16 protein-coding genes are annotated in these 17,185 nt (G+C 71.4%); 5 read left to right on the top strand and 11 right to left on the bottom strand.

Annotated elements, in window-relative coordinates; translation table 11 throughout:
• From CEP17_RS13370 to CEP17_RS13345, 6 genes are all read right to left on the bottom strand, one after another.
• A complete protein-coding gene (locus CEP17_RS13370; RefSeq protein ID WP_112932585.1) occupies nt 1-1,122 on the bottom strand; it encodes a glycosyltransferase in 1,122 nt (373 codons plus the stop codon).
• Between the two features lie 3 nt (nt 1,123-1,125).
• Entirely contained in the window at nt 1,126-2,589 is a 1,464-nt protein-coding gene (locus CEP17_RS13365) for an LCP family protein (protein ID WP_112932584.1), read from the bottom strand.
• The gene (purE, locus tag CEP17_RS13360) at nt 2,586-3,053 is read right to left on the bottom strand and encodes a 5-(carboxyamino)imidazole ribonucleotide mutase (RefSeq protein ID WP_112932976.1); all 468 of its coding nucleotides are present in this window, start codon (nt 3,051-3,053) and stop codon (nt 2,586-2,588) included. The genes CEP17_RS13365 and purE overlap by 4 nt, the downstream gene beginning before the upstream one ends.
• Nucleotides 3,054-3,230: 177 nt before the next feature.
• Nucleotides 3,231-4,370: a 5-(carboxyamino)imidazole ribonucleotide synthase gene (locus CEP17_RS13355; protein ID WP_112932583.1), complete on the bottom strand. Its 1,140-nt coding sequence runs from the start codon at nt 4,368-4,370 to the stop codon at nt 3,231-3,233.
• 73 nt (nt 4,371-4,443) lie between these two features.
• Entirely contained in the window at nt 4,444-4,941 is a 498-nt protein-coding gene (locus CEP17_RS13350; RefSeq protein WP_039412802.1) for a PH domain-containing protein, read from the bottom strand.
• Between the two features lie 172 nt (nt 4,942-5,113).
• Entirely contained in the window at nt 5,114-5,893 is a 780-nt protein-coding gene (locus CEP17_RS13345; protein ID WP_112932582.1) for a biotin--[acetyl-CoA-carboxylase] ligase, read from the bottom strand.
• A 152-nt stretch (nt 5,894-6,045) separates the two neighbouring features.
• Between CEP17_RS13345 and CEP17_RS13340 the strand changes: the two genes are divergently transcribed.
• Both CEP17_RS13340 and CEP17_RS13335 read left to right on the top strand, forming a co-directional pair.
• Nucleotides 6,046-7,647: an acyl-CoA carboxylase subunit beta gene (locus CEP17_RS13340; RefSeq protein WP_112932581.1), complete on the top strand. Its 1,602-nt coding sequence runs from the start codon at nt 6,046-6,048 to the stop codon at nt 7,645-7,647.
• Between the two features lie 11 nt (nt 7,648-7,658).
• On the top strand, nt 7,659-7,898 hold the full coding sequence (locus tag CEP17_RS13335) for an acyl-CoA carboxylase subunit epsilon (protein WP_036318355.1): 240 nt from the start codon (nt 7,659-7,661) through the stop codon (nt 7,896-7,898).
• Between the two features lie 308 nt (nt 7,899-8,206).
• Here CEP17_RS13335 and CEP17_RS13330 read toward each other — a convergent pair whose 3' ends face one another.
• The 4 genes from CEP17_RS13330 to CEP17_RS13315 all read right to left on the bottom strand — a co-directional run bounded on the left by CEP17_RS13330 (nt 8,207) and on the right by CEP17_RS13315 (nt 12,554).
• Nucleotides 8,207-9,244, bottom strand: a complete 1,038-nt coding sequence (locus CEP17_RS13330) for a hypothetical protein (protein WP_112932580.1) — start codon at nt 9,242-9,244, stop codon at nt 8,207-8,209.
• Nucleotides 9,241-10,479, bottom strand: a complete 1,239-nt coding sequence (locus tag CEP17_RS13325) for an ATP-binding protein (protein WP_112932579.1) — start codon at nt 10,477-10,479, stop codon at nt 9,241-9,243. The genes CEP17_RS13330 and CEP17_RS13325 overlap by 4 nt, the downstream gene beginning before the upstream one ends.
• Nucleotides 10,469-11,137 (bottom strand): response regulator transcription factor, encoded by a 669-nt coding sequence (locus CEP17_RS13320; protein WP_112932578.1) that lies wholly within the window; start codon nt 11,135-11,137, stop codon nt 10,469-10,471. The genes CEP17_RS13325 and CEP17_RS13320 overlap by 11 nt, the downstream gene beginning before the upstream one ends.
• Nucleotides 11,138-11,207: 70 nt before the next feature.
• Nucleotides 11,208-12,554: a TRAM domain-containing protein gene (locus tag CEP17_RS13315; RefSeq protein ID WP_112932577.1), complete on the bottom strand. Its 1,347-nt coding sequence runs from the start codon at nt 12,552-12,554 to the stop codon at nt 11,208-11,210.
• Nucleotides 12,555-12,612: 58 nt separating this feature from the next.
• Here CEP17_RS13315 and CEP17_RS13310 point away from each other — a divergent pair, with 58 nt between their 5' ends.
• From CEP17_RS13310 to CEP17_RS13300, 3 genes are all read left to right on the top strand, one after another.
• Complete coding sequence (locus CEP17_RS13310; protein WP_112932576.1) at nt 12,613-13,302, top strand: Maf family protein; 690 nt, start codon at nt 12,613-12,615, stop codon at nt 13,300-13,302.
• A gap of 78 nt (nt 13,303-13,380) precedes the next feature.
• A complete protein-coding gene (locus CEP17_RS13305; RefSeq protein ID WP_112932575.1) occupies nt 13,381-15,177 on the top strand; it encodes a biotin carboxylase N-terminal domain-containing protein in 1,797 nt (598 codons plus the stop codon).
• Between the two features lie 2 nt (nt 15,178-15,179).
• Nucleotides 15,180-15,629, top strand: a complete 450-nt coding sequence (locus tag CEP17_RS13300) for a hypothetical protein (RefSeq protein ID WP_112932574.1) — start codon at nt 15,180-15,182, stop codon at nt 15,627-15,629.
• Between the two features lie 6 nt (nt 15,630-15,635).
• Here CEP17_RS13300 and CEP17_RS13295 read toward each other — a convergent pair whose 3' ends face one another.
• Nucleotides 15,636-17,087 carry an NAD(P)H-quinone dehydrogenase gene (locus CEP17_RS13295; protein ID WP_112932573.1) on the bottom strand — a complete coding sequence of 484 codons (1,452 nt, stop codon included), beginning with the start codon at nt 17,085-17,087 and terminating at the stop codon, nt 15,636-15,638.
• Nucleotides 17,088-17,185: the final 98 nt, after the last annotated feature.

The raw sequence follows: 17,185 nt of genomic DNA, 5'->3' as shown, positions 1-17,185 counted from the left end.
TCACAGGTCGGCGTGCAGCTGCCAGATCCGCTCGGCGGCACTCATCCACGAGAAGGCCCGGCCGCGATCCGCGGCCAGCACGGCCTGCCGCTCGACCGCCGCGGCTGAGCCGAGCAGACCGGCGAGCGCGTCCGCGAACGCACCGTCCTCCGACGCCGGCGCCAGCACTCCCCCGTCCCAGACGACCTCGCGATGCGTTTCGGAGTCCGCGGCGATGACGGGAACACCGACGGCCAACGCCTCCACGACCCGCCACGGAAAACCGCTCAGCGTCGACGGAGCCAGCAACGCCACCGCCCCGCCCAGAACGGCCGCGCGATCCGCGTCCTCCAGGGCGCCGCGCACATGCACACGCCCTTCTGCAAGTCCGGATGCCGCCGCCAGCTCAGCAACGGCCGGCTCGTCCCCCTCGGACGCACCGATCACCACGACCGGCAGGTCCGCTCCCGCCGCGGCGATGGCCGCGAAAGCGGTGGACAGCCCCGCGGAGGCCGCCGACGACCCCGGCACGACGAGACACCCATCGGGCACATCGAGCGCCCGCCGCCGCCCGACCTCGTCGGTGGGAACGGCGAAGCCGGCCGGCGCGGCTCCCGCGATCACGCGGATCCGGTCGCCGAAGGGCGCGATCTCCGCGAGATGGTGCGCCATCGCGTGGCTCGGCACCACGACGGCATCCGCGTGCTTCAGGGCGCGCTTGAGCATCGCCCGGTGCCACGTGACGGCCGTCCGCGGCATCTCTCCCGCCCGCTCCCAGGCCGAAAGATCCCACATCGTCACGACGGTCTGGTCGTTGTCGTGGACGCGATCGTGCTTGACCAGCGGCGCGAGCGCAGTCGGCGAGTGGATCATTCCCCCGCCGATCCCCGGTGCCAGCCCGAGCTGCCACGAGGCGGCGAGCTCACGCCTTGCCAGCGGGGCGCGCGTGACGTCGGCGAGTCCGGGCACCGCCCCCTCGAGATCGCCCGCGGCATCGGGCGCCGAGGGAACGATCGCCGCCACCTCGCACCCACCGGGCGTGGTCGCGACGAGGGCACGCCCCGTCTCGCGCGATGCGAGAGCGAGGTCGGGGTCGGTCGGCGCGACGAGCTGGTCGAGCACCACGCGCAGAGTCGCGACCATGCCTCAGCCTTCGCTCGTCGGAGACGGAGACGGCGGATAGAGCGCCTGCTGGATGAGGTCGCGCACGTGCGCGTACTGGTCGGGGGTCGGGTTGTCGGTGTCGATGCCGGCGCCCTCGGGGGTGAGCTCGAGGGTCTGCACCGGCTGCTCCTTGGCCTTCACGCCCAACTGCACGAGGAATCCGAGCATCGAGTCCGGGATGTCGGTCTTGACGAGGTCCGAACCCGCCGCGGCGACCGCCTGGAAACGGCTCAACACGTTCGCCGGGTTCGCCTGCGCGAGGATCGCCTGCTGCAACTCACGCTGCCGCCGCATCCGGTCCCAGTCGCTCGTCGTGTACCGCGATCGGGCGTACCACTGCGCCGTGTCGCCGTCCATGTGCTGCGGCCCCGCCTCGATCCACCCAATCGCCCAGTCCTCGGCGGGCTCCCCCTCGTAGGTGGGTCCGCCCCCCTTCGGCAGCCGCTCCTGCACGGTGATGTCCACGCCGCCGAGCGCGTCGACGATGTCGGCGAAGCCCTTCATGTCGACGAAGACGTAGTACGGGATCTGGATGCCGAGAATGCCTTCCGCGGCATCCTTCGTGGCCTCGACGGCCGGCGTGGAGCTGTTCGCCGCGGCATCCGGGTAGATGTCCTTGCCCTCGTCGGGCTGGCAGATCTCCACCGCGTTCATCAGCTGATTGATGCCCGGCCCCCACCCGCACGTCGGCGAGGGATGCCCCTCGAAACCGTCGGGGTACCGATCGTGCATGGGACCGTCGGCGAACGGCGCGTACGCGAGATCGCGCGGGATGCCGGTGATGTGCACCGCGCCGGTCTCGGCGTTTACCGACACCACGGAGATGCTGTCGAACCGCATGGAGTCCCGGCCCAGTCCGCTGTCGGCTCCGAGCAGGAGGAAGTTGTAGTAGCCGTTGGACGGCGGAACGGGCGGCGCGTTGTTCGTGAAGATCGACGCGATCGCCTCGCGCGCGGGCGCCAGCAGCTGCTGGGCGGCGTAGACAGCGCCGCCGCTGCCGACGAGGAGCCCGACGATGGCGAGCGTCGCCACCAGCGGCCTCGCTCCCGCTCGCAGATTCACGAGGCGGATCAGACGGAGGGTGTCGATCGTCAGCACGACCCACAGCACGGCGTAGGCCAGGAGCACCAGCTGGACGGCCAGCAGTGCGGCCGCGTTGGTGCCGAGCGTGAACAGCAGCGTCGGCCACACCAGAGCCGCTACGGCCGCGACGACCACGCCCACCCACATGATCAGCGTCGCCGTCAGCCCCACCCGGCCGAGGCGCCGGCTTCCTGCTAGGACCTGCGCCGAGCCGGGAACCAGGAAGTTCAGGGCCAGCAGCCACCAGGCGCGGCGGGTCATCACGCGCGGCGACCGTGTGTCGGGTCGACGCATCGGCTGCTCGCCGACGATCACCGGCTCGGCGGCGGCCCGCGGCGAGCGCGGCGGTGCGGCCGTGCTCACAGTGACTCCTTCAGGCGCAGATTCTTCTCCTCGACCTGCGCCTCGAGGGTGCGCGCGTAGTGCTCGACACGGTCGGCGATCCGGGCGTCGGACGCACCGAGGATCCGCGCCGCCAGCAGACCGGCGTTCTTGGCACCGTTGATCGACACGGTCGCCACGGGAATCCCCGCCGGCATCTGCACGATGCTGAGCAGCGAGTCGAGCCCCTCGAGCGTCGCCAGCTGCACCGGCACACCGATCACCGGCAATGCGGTGACCGACGCGAGCATGCCCGGCAGATGAGCCGCACCACCCGCACCCGCGATGATCACACGCAGGCCACGCTCCCGAGCCTCACGCCCGTATCGCAGCAGCTTGTCGGGCGTGCGATGAGCGGAGACGACTTCGACTTCGTGCTCGATCGTGAACTCGCTGAGCACCTGAGAGGCATCGCTCATGACGCGCCAGTCGGAGTCCGATCCCATCACGACGCCGACGAGAGGGGATGCCGAGGAATGCAGAGCGCGAGTCACCCGACCAGGCTAGGACGGCACGCTGGAAGAACCCCGCAACGCCACGCATCCCGCCCGCCGTGCACGGCGCTCCGGCCCGTGGCATCCGGCGCCCCGTGCAGTTCGGAACGCCCGCGGCGGGCGAGGAGGTCAGTCGGCGAAGAACGCGGCCGCGGCGCGTGCCTCGTACACGACGGCATCCACGTCGTCGCCGAAGGCGTTGACGTGGCCGACCTTGCGCCCGGGCCGCGGCGCCTTGCCGTAGGTGTGCACCTTCACCGCGGGGTGCGCGGCGAGCACGGCCGGAAAGCGGCTCTCCAGCGAATCGGTCTCGGGTCCGCCGAGGATGTTCACCATGACCGCCCAGGGCTGGCGCGCCGTCGGGTCACCCAGCGGCAGGTCGAGCACCGCGCGCACGTGCTGCTCGAACTGTCCGGTGACGGCACCGTCCTGACTCCAGTGGCCGCTGTTGTGTGGCCGCATGGCGAGTTCGTTGACCAGCAGACGCTCGTCCGTGGTCTCGAACAGCTCGACGGCCAGCATCCCGGTCACACCCAGCCCTTCCGCGATGCTCGTGCCGATCGAGGCCGCGACCTCCGTGAGCCGGGCGCCGCCGTGCGGCGCCGGTGCGACCACCTCGGCGCACACGCCGCCGCGCTGCACCGTCTCGACGACGGGATACGCGCGCAGCTCACCGGAGGGACGGCGCGCGACCTGCTGCGCCAGTTCGCGCGAGAAGTCGACGAGCTCTTCGGCCAGCAGCGCGCCACCGTCGAACCAGTCGGCGACCTCGGCGGGATCGCTGACGACCCGCACCCCCTTGCCGTCGTAACCGCCTCGCGGCGTCTTGACGACCACGCGCCCGCCGTTGGCGTCGAGGAAGCTCTGCAGCTCGGCGGCGTCCGTGACGGCCGCCCATTCCGGCTGCGGCATGCCGAGCTCGGCCAGGCGCGCTCGCATCGCGAGCTTGTCCTGGGCGAACTGGAGCGCGTCGGGACCGGGGTGCACGCGGATGCCGTTGGCCACCAGCGCCCGCAGCACGTCCTGCGGGACGTGTTCGTGGTCGAAGGTGACGACGTCGACGTCGCGAGCGAATGCGCGGACGGTGTCGAGGTCGCGGTAGTCGCCGACGGCGGTCGCCGCGAGCGCGGCGGACATCCCCTCTTCTTCGGCGAGCACGCGCACGCGGACGCCGAGCTCCACCGCCGGAGCGATCATCATCCGGGCGAGCTGCCCGCCGCCCACGATGCCGAGGGTGAGTGCCATGGTGCTCCTTTTCGTCGCATCCATCTTCTCAGTTCGCGGGGCACGCGCACCGCGGCGTGCGCCCAGCGTCGATCTCGCCCGGCCGTCAGGATCGCGATCAGCGCGGCAGCGGCGGCGGGTCGCCGATGAGCGGGGCGGTGGCGCCGTCCCAGTGCCCGTCGCGATGCGCGAGGATCTGGCTGACTTCCACCTGATCGGACAGGGCCTCGTGCAGCAGGCGCGCCGCGGGGACGTTGACCATACGCAGCGGCTCATCGACACCGTTCGACAGCACGAGCGTGCCGGCGCCCCACAGCCGCTGCAGCGGACCGCGACGCTCCTCGATGGTGTACCCGCGGGCGTGCAGCACTTCCCGGCGTCGACGGCCGAAGACGCCCGACTGCTCGACGACGCGGCGCGTCGTCACGGTGTAGGTGTGCGTCCACCATCGGACGTAGGGGATCACGACCAGCAGCGCGACGACGAGGCCTGCGGCGGCCCACAGCATCCAGTCCTGCAGTGGCTCCGGCAGATTTCCCGTGAAGTAGCCCGTGGCCCCGGCCACGGCGATCAGCACCAGCGCCGACCAAAACAGACCGCGCGCGTGCGCCCGCACGCGCGCGACGCGGCGCTCCGGCGCCGGCGCACCCGGCGCCGGCGCAGCGGGACGCCCGGGGTAGGCGGTGGGCGAGGTCACGAGATCATTGTGCCCGGTGGCCGGGCGAAACCGCGCATGACCGGGCCGTCGTCACGCGATCACGCCGTTGGGCGGCACCCGGGCCCGGCGCTCAGCGTACGTGCACGACGTCACCCGCACCGACGATGCGCTCGGCACCGTCGACGATGGCGACCACCAGCCGGCCATCGGGATCCAGGCGGAGCGCGCGTCCCACGAGCGCCGTTCCCTCCGGCACGGTCACACTCACCTGAGTCCCGATCGTCGCGCACCGCTCGGCGACCGTCGGCGCGACGGCGTCGCCTCCGCGGACCGCCAATTCCGCGATCAGGTCCCGCAGGCCGCTGACGTAGTCGGCGAGCAGACGGTCTTCGTCGACGTCGACACCCGAGACCGCGAAAGAGGTCGCCGTCGGCACGGGCAGGTCCGCCTCCGTCATCGCCGTGTTCACCCCGGCGCCGAGAACGACGGTATGCGGATCGGCGGGCAGGACCTCGGCGAGGATGCCGCAGATCTTGCGACCATCGACGAGCACGTCGTTCGGCCACTTCAGCGCGACGGCGTTCCCGGGCAGCTGCGCGGCGACCGCGTCGACCATCGCCGCTCCGGCGACGAGGGGAATCCAGCCCCGATCGTGCACGGCGACCGCGCCGACGCGCAGCACCACCGAGATCGCGACCGCAGAGCCCGGAGGTGTGACCCAGGTGCGGTCGAGACGTCCACGTCCGGCGCGCTGATCACGCGTCACGAGCATGGACAGATGCGGGTGGGCGTCGGGGGCGCCCTCGACGTCACGGAGGAGCTTCGCATTCGTCGAGTCGACGCTCTCGATGACGTGCACCCGCGGCGAGACCGCGGCGGTCAGGGGATAGCCCTCGGTGGGAATCGACATAGCGCCACCCTACGCGCGGCGAGCGCACCGCGGCGGTGTGCGATGGCGCGGCATCCCACAACCGAATCCCCGTCTCGTTGTGAGCGTCCCCCAACAGAGTCGTGGACCCGGTCGCTAGGGTGGAAGGCGTGCCTCAGCAGTCAGAGCCTTCCGTGCAGCCAGTGACGTCCCCGCAGCCCGACCTGTCCACCACCGCCGGCAAGATCGCCGACCTGCGGGCCCGCTATCAGGAGGCGGTCCTCGACGCGGAGGTGCGCGCCCAGGAGAAGCAGCACGCGAAGGGCAAGATGACCGCCCGCGAGCGCATCGAGCTGCTCGTGGACCCCGGCACCTTCGTGGAGTTCGACGAATACGTGCGTCACCGCACGACCGCCTTCGGAATGGACCGGTCGCGTCCGTACGGCGACTCGGTCGTGACGGGCGTGGGGACCATCCACGGCCGCACGATCGCCGTCTACGCGCAGGACTTCACCACCTTCGGCGGATCGCTGGGCGAGGTCGCGGGCGACAAGATCATCAAGATCATGGAGTACGCCCTGCGCGGCGGCATGCCGATCATCGGCATCCTCGACTCCGGTGGCGCCCGCATCCAGGAGGGCGTGGTCGCTCTCGGCAAGTACGGCGAGATCTTCCGCCTCAACACCGCCGCCTCCGGTGTGATCCCGCAGATCTCGATCATCATGGGGCCCGCCGCCGGCGGCGCCGTGTACTCCCCCGCCCTCACCGACTTCGTGGTCATGGTCGACAAGACCAGTCAGATGTTCGTCACCGGTCCCGACGTCATCAAGACGGTCACCGGCGAGGACGTCGGCATGGAGGAGCTCGGCGGCGCGTACACCCACAACACGCGCTCCGGAGTCGCGCACTACCTCGCCGAGGACGAGGACGACGCGATCGACTACGTCCGCTCGATGGTGGGCTTCCTGCCCGACAACAACATGGCGGAGATCCCGGTCTACGAGAACGGCTTCGAGTGGGAGACCACCGACGCCGACCGCACCCTCAACGCGGTCGTCCCCGACTCCCCCAACCAGCCGTACGACATCCACCAGGTGATCTCGCACATCGTCGACGGCGGCGACTTCCTCGAGGTGCAGCCGCTGTTCGCGCCGAACATCGTCATCGGCCTCGGCCGCGTCGAGGGCCGCACGGTCGGCATCATCGCGAACCAGCCGTCGCAGATGGCCGGCACCCTCAACATCGAAGCCGGCGAGAAGGCCAGTCGCTTCGTGCGCTTCTGCGACGCGTTCTCCATCCCGATCCTGACCCTCGTCGACGTGCCCGGCTACCTTCCCGGCACCGACCAGGAGTGGACCGGCGTGATCCGCCGCGGTGCGAAGCTGCTGTACGCCTACGCCGAGGCGACCGTGCCGTTGGTCACCGTGATCCTGCGCAAGGCGTACGGCGGCGCCTACATCGTCATGGGCTCCAAGCAGCTGGGCGCCGACGTCAACCTCGCCTGGCCGACGGCGGAGATCGCCGTGATGGGCGGACAGGGTGCCGTCAACATCCTCTACCGCGGCGAGATCCGCAAGGCGGAGGAAGCCGGCGAAGACGTGGCCGCCGTTCGTCAGCGCCTCGCGAACGAGTACACCTACAACGTCGCGTCGCCCTTCCTGGCAGCCGAGCGCGGCGAGCTGGACGGGATCATCGAGCCCGCGCAGACCCGCGTGGCCGTCGCGAAGGCGCTGCGGTCGCTGCGCGGGAAGCGGGCCAGCCTGCCCCCGAAGAAGCACGGTAACATCCCGCTATGAGCACGCCCGCGATGCCCGCGTCGGACGCGGATATGGCCGGTGCGGATGCCGTGCACATCGACATCCGTCGCGGAAACCCCACCGCGGAAGAGCTCGCCGCCGTGATCGCCGTGGTGACCGAGGCCTACGAGCGCGAGGCTGCGGACGCCGTCGTCGAGGATGCGCCGTTGCGGTCGGCCTGGGAGGTCTCGGCGCGCGGCCTGCGTGCGCCCCTGCGGCGCGACGTCGCCTGGGGACGGTTCGCGGGCTGAATCCGCCTCCGATCGCTTGTCCCCCAAAATACCTACAGACACAGCTTTCTCCACCGGGAAGAATCGATATCGCTGGAACGCTTCTGCGTTCGGTCGGCCCGCTTCATGAGCGGAACGACCCTTCGCGAGTCGGTTTTCGGGTAACCACTCGCATGGCGAGGGGCGGGCGGCTTCGCCGCCCCTCGCCTCCTCTTCCTCGCGTTCTCTTCGTCACGTCCTCGTGGCGTTCTGCGGCTCGCGGCGTCGCCGGAACCACCGGCCGGGTGCATTCAGGGCCGCGTCAGGGCCATTCAGGGCCGCGTCAGGGCTCAGGGCCGCCGGGGAATCTCGCTCCACAGGTCGACCTCGTCTTCGCCGTCATCCGCGGCCGAGCGACCGACGACCGTGACGGCCACGTCCTCGTGGGTCGCGGCACGCACGTAGACACGGTCGGAGTCGGCCTCGGCCAGCACCGCCGCCAGACGCGATCGCACCGCCGCTCGCTCCGCCGGCGACAGGCCGTCGAGGCCTCCTTCGTCCAGCACCGACACCGTCGTCCCCCGTTCCCGCGCCGCTGCGAGCGCCGCTCGCACCTCCGCGTCGAGCAGGGCAGAGCCGCGCAGCTCGTCGCGCAACGCTTCTTCGGCGATGCGTGCCGCGCGACGTTCATCCTCGCTCAGACGCCCCGCAGCCTCGATCGTGCGCGTGAGCACCGGCCCGGCCAGCGCGAGGGCACGCTGCACCTGCGTGCGACGTTCGCGCCGCATCCCCTCTTGACTCGCGAGCCATTCCGAGGCCGCCCGCTGCAGAGCGGTGAGCTCCGCGGTATCGCGGGCAGCGCGATCGACGAGCCACGTCAGCAGCTGCGCAACCCCCACCCACAGCACCGCGCCGACCACGCCGAGCGCCAGGGCTGCGGCCGGACCGATCCAGAACGCCGCTTCGGCCGCGAGGACGACGACCCCGCTCCACGCGATCCACGGGCGGCGGCGCACCATCACGATCGTCAGGAGCGCACCGATCGCACCCAGGCTCCAGGTCCCGACATCCGCGCTACGCGCGTCGGCCTGGACGGCGAGCCACGTCGCGTTGGGCACCAGCACCGCGGCGGCGAGCGCGAGCACCGCAGCCCAGGCGGGCAGGACCGAGCTGCGCCCGAGGTCGCCGGTGATGGGATCGCGCCGCGTGGGCAGAGCACCCGAATTCCAGAACACGCAGATCCACGTCGTCGCCAGATACAGCGCCACCGCGCACACCAGAACGAGCGGCATCTGCGGCGCGACCGTCCAGACGAGACCGCCGATCGCGAGATACGTCGTGAAGGCGATCGCCAGCGCCGACAGGGTGGCGTGCACACGGAAGTTCATCGCGAGAACTCCCAGTCCAGGACGACGTGAGTCCCGTCCGCCGCCGTGCGCACGCGCGCGCGGCCGCCGACGGCCGCCATGCGCGCCACGATGGACCCACGAATTCCCAGGCGATCATCGGGGATGCTCGCCGGATCGAAGCCGGGACCGCGATCGGCCACCTGCACGCGCAGGCGCTGGCCGTCGGCTCGCAGAGCCACGCGCAGGCCTTCTCCGTGCGCATGGACGATGGCGTTGGAGACGGCCTGCGTGGCGGCCAGCACGACGGCTCGCGCGACGCGCCCCGGAACGAGCGGAGCGGCCGCGGCGATGTCGGCGGCGACGGGCGCGTCCGCATCGAGATCGGCCACCACCCGGCGAAGGGCGGCCGCAATCGCCGCCACGGCGACCGGCTCGTCGGGCCCCTCGCCCGCGTCCTGGTCGGTGTTTGCCAACCGCGTCAAGGCCTCTCTCGCCATCGCGGCCGCCAGCGCCTCCTCCCGCGGGGTGTGCGCCCGCTCGGCCGCGATCAGCGCCGCCAGCACGCTGTCGTGCATGAGCGCGGCGACGGCGACCCGCTCGGTCTCGGCGGCATTGTGGGCGGCGGCGACGGCGTAGGAGGCGACGGCCTCGCTGCGCGCCTGATCGATGCCGACCGCCACACCCCGCAGCAGACGCCCCAGGGTGATCACCACCGCCGCGAGGATCGCGGCGAACACCGCATCGCGCACGACATCGACGACGTCCGCGGGGGCGCCACCGAGTTGGGTCAGCCGGGCGATCGCGTACAGGATCGGGATGACCGCCGCCCACGCGATCTGCAGGGGAAGTCCGAAGGCCAGCACGGCCGCAGAGGTGCCCACGTTCAGCAGGTACCAGATCCAGGGGGCGCCGTCCGCGGCATCCGCGCGTGCGTGGGTGACGAGCGGCCAGCACAGCAGGACGATCGGGAAGACGACGGCGAAGATTCCTGCCGCGGTGCGAACACCGACCCCGGCGACGGATGCCGCGACCATCATCGCGAGCGGGATGAAGACGGCCAGCAGAAGCGGCAGATGCGTCGGTGGCGCCTCCTGGCGCGAGCCCAGCGCGTTGAGGAAGGCCTGCGTGCCCAGCACCGCGCACCCCAGGGCGACGACCGTGCGGATGATCCGCTCGACCCGCGCCTGCGTGAACCGCTCCGCACCCGCGGCGATGTCGCCCAGGGGACGGCGAACCGCCGGGTCGACGGCGATCGGCAGGGGCTCAGTCGTCACCGCGGGTCGCTCCGGCGTGGCCGGGCATGAGACCGTCCTCCATCGCACGGCGGAGCAGATCGACCTTCGTGGGGGCGGGACGACCGACCTCGACGTACTTCGTGCGCACGCGCGTGATGTTCTCCTTCGCCGTGGAATAGGCGATGCCGAGCCGGTCGGCGACCGCCTTCAACGGCAGGCCGGCGGCATACAGTCGCAGGACGTCGCGCTCGCGGTTGGACAGCTGTGCATCGGCGAAAGCGCGGTCGCCGTCGACGGCACTGGCCCATTCGACGTTGTCCAGGGCTTCGCCGCGCGCCACCGTGCGGATGGCGGCGATGACGTCGTCGATGCGCGAGGCCTTGCTGATCACACCGGCCGCTCCGGCCGCCAGAGCCTCGCGGACGGCGGCGGGGCGATCGGCGACACTGTGGATGAGCACCGGCGAGCCGTCGGCGACGATGCTGCTGACGTTCTCGGTGACCGTGGTGCCGTCGCCGAGGGTGAGGTCGAGCACCACGATGTCGACCGGCGCCGCCCCCGACCGCTGACGCCACTCCAGATAGGCGCGCACGCTGCTGCCTGAGAAGACGACCTGCTTGGTCACGGCTCGCGCGCACGCCGCCTCGAGCCCGAGGCGCACGGACTCGTGGTCATCGATGAGGGCGACGCGGGTCATGACGTCAGCCTAACGACGACGCGAGAACGCCCACATCCGACGAAGGAGTGAGGTTCGTGCGCTTGCCGCGTCACGGCTCGCGCTGCAGCAGCGCCACGGCTTCCACGTGATGAGAGTGCGGGAAGAGGTCGAACGCTTCGATGCGGCGAACGCCATAGCCGCGCTCACGGAACGCGCCGATGTCGCGAGCGAGAGCCACCGGATCGCACGCCACATAGACGATGGATGCCGGGGCGAGCGCCGCAACCGCGTCGACGACCTCACGCCCTGCCCCCGCCCGCGGCGGATCGAGCAGAGTGACCCCGCGACCGAGGCGCCCGCGCTCGACGGCGCCCGCCTGAGCGTGCAGGCGCGCGAGGAAACGATCGGCGCGAGAGGTCTCCGCGCGCGCTCCCACCCACGCGGCGAGATTCTCCCCGGCGTGCTCGGTCGCGCGCGGATCGGACTCGACCGTGGTGACGCGCGTGGCGGGGCCGCCGAGCGTGCCGATCGTCGCGGCGAACAGCCCCACCCCGCCGTAGAGGTCGAGGTGCTGCGCCTCGGGATCGACGCCGCCGGCGGCCGTGAGCGCATCGACGACGGCGCCGGTCAGGGAGTGTGCGGCGAGGCGGTGCACCTGCCAGAACCCCCCGGCATCCAGCTGGAAGGAGCGCCCGTCGACCTGTTCGGTGATGATCTCGTGCGCCGCGGCATCCACGCCCGCGCGTTGCGGCGCGCCGCGCCGCGGGCCGCCGCCACGACGACCCGATCCGGCCCGCCCGGCGGCGGCTGCGTCGGGGCGCGGCACGATGCGCACCCGCCCGTCGGCGGGCTGCACCAGATCGATCCGCCCCGGGGGTGCCGACAGCGTGCGCGCCGCGCGCTGGATCTCGGCCGTCGCGAGCGGGAGCTCGTCCACCTCGATCACCCGGTGGCTGCGTGCCGCGTACGGGCCCACCCGACCGTCGCCGTCGACGTGGAGGCTGACGCGGGTGCGCCACCCGGTCGCGTCGGCGGACTCCTCGGCGATGACCTCTCCTCGATCCGACAGGAGAGCGCGCGCGCCGCTGATCGTCGCCGACGGCTGCTCGAGACCGCCGAAGCGTCCGAGGGCGGCGCGCAGCACCTGGAGTTTCAGCTCGCGCTGGTGCCCCAGCTCGATGTGGCCGAAGTCGGCCCCCCCGGGTCGGCGATCGGGGTCGATGCGGACGTCGGCGGCCGCCCAGATGTGCGGGCGTCGATGCGGCGAGGCGTCGAGGACCTCGACGACGGCGCCGCGCCAGAACGAGGACTTCGCGGTCTCGGTCAACCGCACCCGGACGCGCTCGCCCGGAATCGCGTCGGAGACGAAGACGACCCGCCCTTCGTGCCGCGCGATGAACACGCCACCATGGGCCACGTCGGTGATGTCGAGATCGAGGAGGTCTCCGGGTTGCATCCTTCGATGCTGTCACGGATCCCCGACCTCGTCCGCGACGGAACGTACGCTGGACGGCATGCGCGTGTGCCTCGCCTCCACCTCCCCCGCCCGACTCATGCTCATGCGCCAGGCCGGCATCGAGCCGCTGCTGCGGGCGCCCGACGTCGACGAGGAGGCGGTCATCGACGAGATCCAGGAACGCGAGGCACGCATCCTGCCTCCCGACGAGCACGTCCTGCTGCTCGCGCGACGCAAGGCCGCCGACGTCGCGGCATCCCTCGTGAACGACATCCCCGACTTCGACGGCGTCGTCGTGGGCGGCGACTCGATGTTCGAGATCGACGGCGACGTGCTCGGCAAGCCGCTGCGGCCCGAGGTCGCCACGGCACGGTGGGAGCAGATGCGCGGCCGGACGGGTGTGCTGCACTCGGGCCACAGCGTCATCCGCGTCCGGCCCGGGATGCCGCCGCGAGAGGAGCACGCCGTCGCCGCCGCCGCCGTCACCTTCGTCTCCGACGTCTCGGATGCCGAGATCGCCGCCTACGTCGCAACCGGCGAACCGTTGCAGGTGGCCGGAGCCTTCACGGTCGACAGCCTGGGCGGGCCGTTCATCGAGCGCGTCGACGGCGACCCGTCGACCGTGGTCGGCATGTCCCTGTCGACGGTGCGCCGACTGTGCAAGGCGCTCGGCGTCGTCTGGACCGATCTGTGGACGTCGTCCCCCTCCCACCGCGACGGCACGCAGAAGGAGGACGCGACTTCGTAGGCTCTCGCACACGAATCGCCGACGATCTTGTGCGGGTGATCCAAAGGAGCACGCTCTTGCGTGGGTAGGCTGGCATCCATGCCACGCTCACTGGACCTGACGTCCCCGCGCCCGCAGATCACAAAAGTGCTCGTCGCGAACCGGGGAGAGATCGCGGTCCGAGTGATCCGCGCCGCTCGCGACTCGGGGAAGGCGTCGGTCGCGGTCTACGCCGACCAGGACCGCGACGCCATGCACGCCAAGCTCGCCGACGAGGCGTACGCGCTCGAGGGCGCCACCAGCGCCGACACGTACCTGTCGATCGAGAAGATCCTCTCGGTCGCCCGGCGCTCCGGCGCCGATGCGGTGCACCCCGGCTACGGCTTCCTCGCGGAGAACGCGGAGTTCGCCCGCGCCGTCACCGCGGCCGGCATGATCTGGATCGGCCCGTCGCCCGAGGCGATCGAAGCTCTCGGTGACAAGGTCACGGCCCGCCACGTCGCCGAGAAGGTGGGAGCTCCGCTCGCTCCCGGGACGCCCGGGCCGGTCGCGGGCGCCGATGAGGTCGTCGCCTTCGCCGAGCAGGTCGGTCTGCCGATCGCCATCAAGGCCGCCTACGGCGGCGGCGGACGCGGTCTCAAGGTGGCCCGCGAACTCGGCGAGGTCGCCGAGATGTTCGAATCGGCCACTCGCGAGGCGGTGGCCGCCTTCGGCCGCGGCGAGTGCTTCGTGGAGAAGTACCTCGACAAGCCGCGCCACGTCGAGACGCAGTGCCTCGCGGATGCCGAGGGCAACGTCGTCGTCGTCTCGACGCGCGACTGCTCACTGCAGCGACGCCACCAGAAGCTCGTCGAAGAGGCGCCGGCGCCGTTCCTGACCCCGGCGCAGAAGGAGACGCTCTACGCGTCGTCGAAGGCGATCCTCCGCGAGGTCGGCTACGTCGGGGCGGGCACGTGCGAGTTCCTCATCGGCGCCGATGGCACCATCTCCTTCCTCGAGGTGAACACGCGGCTGCAGGTTGAGCACCCCGTCTCCGAGGAGGTCACGGGCATCGACCTGGTGCGCGAGCAGTTCCGCCTGGCCGAGGGGGGCACCCTCGACTACGACGACCCCGAGCCTCTCGGCCACTCGATCGAGTTCCGCATCAACGGCGAAGACCCGGGTCGCGGCTTCCTCCCCCAGCCCGGGCGCATCCACCAGTTCAAGACGTTCGGCGGCCCCGGCATCCGTCTGGACTCCGGCGTCACCGCCGGCGACAGCGTCTCCGGCGCGTTCGACTCGCTGCTGGGCAAGCTCATCGTCACCGGACGTGATCGTGCCGAGGCCCTGGAGCGCTCGCGGCGCGCACTCGACGAGTTCGAGGTCGCAGGCATGCCCACCGTCCTGCCCTTCCACCGCAAGGTCGTGCGCGACCCCGCGTTCACGGCGGAGGATGGCCACTTCGGCGTCTTCACGCGCTGGATCGAGACCGAGTTCGTCAACGACATCGCGCCGTGGGACGGCGAGGCCGAGGCCCCGGCCGAGGCGGAGCCGCGCCACACGGTGGTCGTCGAGGTGTCGGGCAAGCGCCTCGAGGTGAGCCTGCCGGACCGCATCGCCCTGGCCCCGGCCAAGATCGGTCGCCCGGTCGTGGCGCCGCCCTCGCGCCGCTCCCACACGGCCTCCTCGGTCAGCGGTGCGTCCGGCGACGCTGTCACGTCTCCGATGCAGGCGACGGTCGTCAAGGTCGCGGTCGAAGAAGGGCAGTCGGTCGTCAAGGGCGATCTGGTGGTCGTCCTGGAGGCCATGAAGATGGAGCAGCCGATCCCGGCGCACAAGGACGGTGTCGTGGGCGCGATCAACGCCGACCCCGGCACCACCGTGTCCGCGGGCCACCAGCTGCTCACGATCTCCTGATCATGCGCCCGGCCCGCTCACGTCCGATCCGCGCGGCGGGAGCGGCCTGTCTGGTCGCCCTCGCCCTCGCCGGCTGCAGCACCGGTCCGTCGGATGCCGACCGCGCCGCGTGGAGCGCATGGTCGACCTCGATCGTCGGCGCGGCGTCGGACACCGCCGCATCCGGCCCGATCACGGCCGCGGCTGCGGGCGGCGTGACCCTCCAGTTCTCCCCTGCGACAGCATTCCGCGCGGTGGAACTGCGCTGCATCGGCGCCGCCCGCGCCGAGTTCGCGCTCACCTACGTTGCGGGAAGCTCGACCGTCGGAACGCAGCAGGACATCGTCTGCCAGGGCGGTGCGCTCCGCACCCCCATCGCCATTCCCACCGCGATGCAGAACCTCACGTCGTTCACCGTGACGGCCACCTCGTCGGACGGCGAGGGCGTCTGGACCGCGCAGCTGCAGCGCTAGCGCCGCTCAGCCGAAGAAGTCGTCGTCGCGGTTGACGAGGTGCATGGCGCGGGTCGCGTCCGTGATCGACGCGCTGAGCGAGGGGAAGACGGCGAACACGCGCGAGACCTGATCGACCGTCAGCCGCCGCTCGACGGCGATGGCGATCGGGTAGATGAGCTCGGAGGCCCGCGGGGCCACGATGACGCCGCCGATGACGGTGCCGCTGCCTTCGCGCGCGATGATCTTGACGAACCCGTCGGTGATGCCCATCATCTTCGCGCGGGCGTTCGCCGCCAGCGGCAGCTTGTAGACGTAGCCGTTGATGGCCCCCGTCTCGAGGTCCTTCTCCTGACGACCGACGGTCGCGATCTCGGGCGCCGTGAAGATGTTCGCGGTGATACGGCGACGCTCCAGCGGGATGACGGTGTCGCCGAGCGCGTGGAAGATCGCGGTGCGTCCCTGCATCGAGGCCACCGAGGCCAAGGGAACGAATGTCGTGCAGTCGCCGGCCGCGTAGATGTTCGGCACCGATGTGCGCGCGACACGGTTGACGCGGATGTGACCGGACGGCGTCAGCTGCACCCCGGCATCCTCGAGGCCGATGCCGGCGGTGTTCGGGATCGAGCCGACGGCGAGCAGGCAGTGGCTGCCTTCGACGGTGCGACCGTCGGAGAGCGAGACGACCACGCCGTCGGCGGTGCGTTCGACCGCGTCGGCACGGGATGTGGACAGCACCGTCATTCCGCCGCGGGTGAAGACCTTCTCGAGAACCGCGGCGGCGTCGGCGTCCTCACCCGGCAGCACCTGGTCGCGACTGGAGATCAGCGTGACCTTCGCCCCCAGGTTCATGTAGGCGGAGGCGAACTCGGCACCGGTGACCCCGGAGCCCACGACGATGAGGTGCTCGGGAAGCGCCTTCATGTCGTACAGCTGCGTCCACGTGAGGATCCGCTCTCCGTCCGGGCGCGCGGTGGGAAGCTCGCGCGGCGACGCGCCGACGGCGACGACCAGGGTGTCGGCCTCGACACGATCGAAATCGGTGCCGCCGGGGCCGGTGGCCACGACGATCGCGTGATGGCCGTCCAGACGCCCGTGCCCCGAGATGATGCGCACCCCGGCATCGACCAGCTGCGCGCGCATGTCATCGGACTGCTGCCGAGCCAGCGAGAGCAGGCGCTTGTTGACGGCGGCGAGGTTGATCGCGACCTCGGGCTTGAGCGCGACGCCGCTCTCCCCCTTTGCGAAGAACTGCACGCCGAGGTCGGAGGCCTCCGAGATCGCGACAGCGGCGTCGGCGGTGGCGATGAGGCTCTTGGAGGGGACGACGTCGGTGATGACGGCCGCCCCGCCCACCCCCGCGCGCTCGACGAGGGTGACGTCCGCACCGAGCTGCGCGGCGGCGAGCGCCGCCTCGTACCCACCGGGACCGCCCCCGAGGACGGCGACCGACTGGGTGTTGACGAAGCTCGAGGACATTGCTCCATTCTCTCAGGCCCCCGGCGTCGTCCCGTGCCGCTGCGATGACGGCGATCGGCGCACGAGGCGAGTGGCCCGCCGGAGCCGCGGTTCCTAGA

Origin of the sequence: Microbacterium sp. PM5, from assembly GCF_003293595.1 — a bacterium.
Classification (GTDB): domain Bacteria; phylum Actinomycetota; class Actinomycetes; order Actinomycetales; family Microbacteriaceae; genus Microbacterium.
This window is presented reverse-complemented; position numbering and strand designations above follow the sequence as displayed.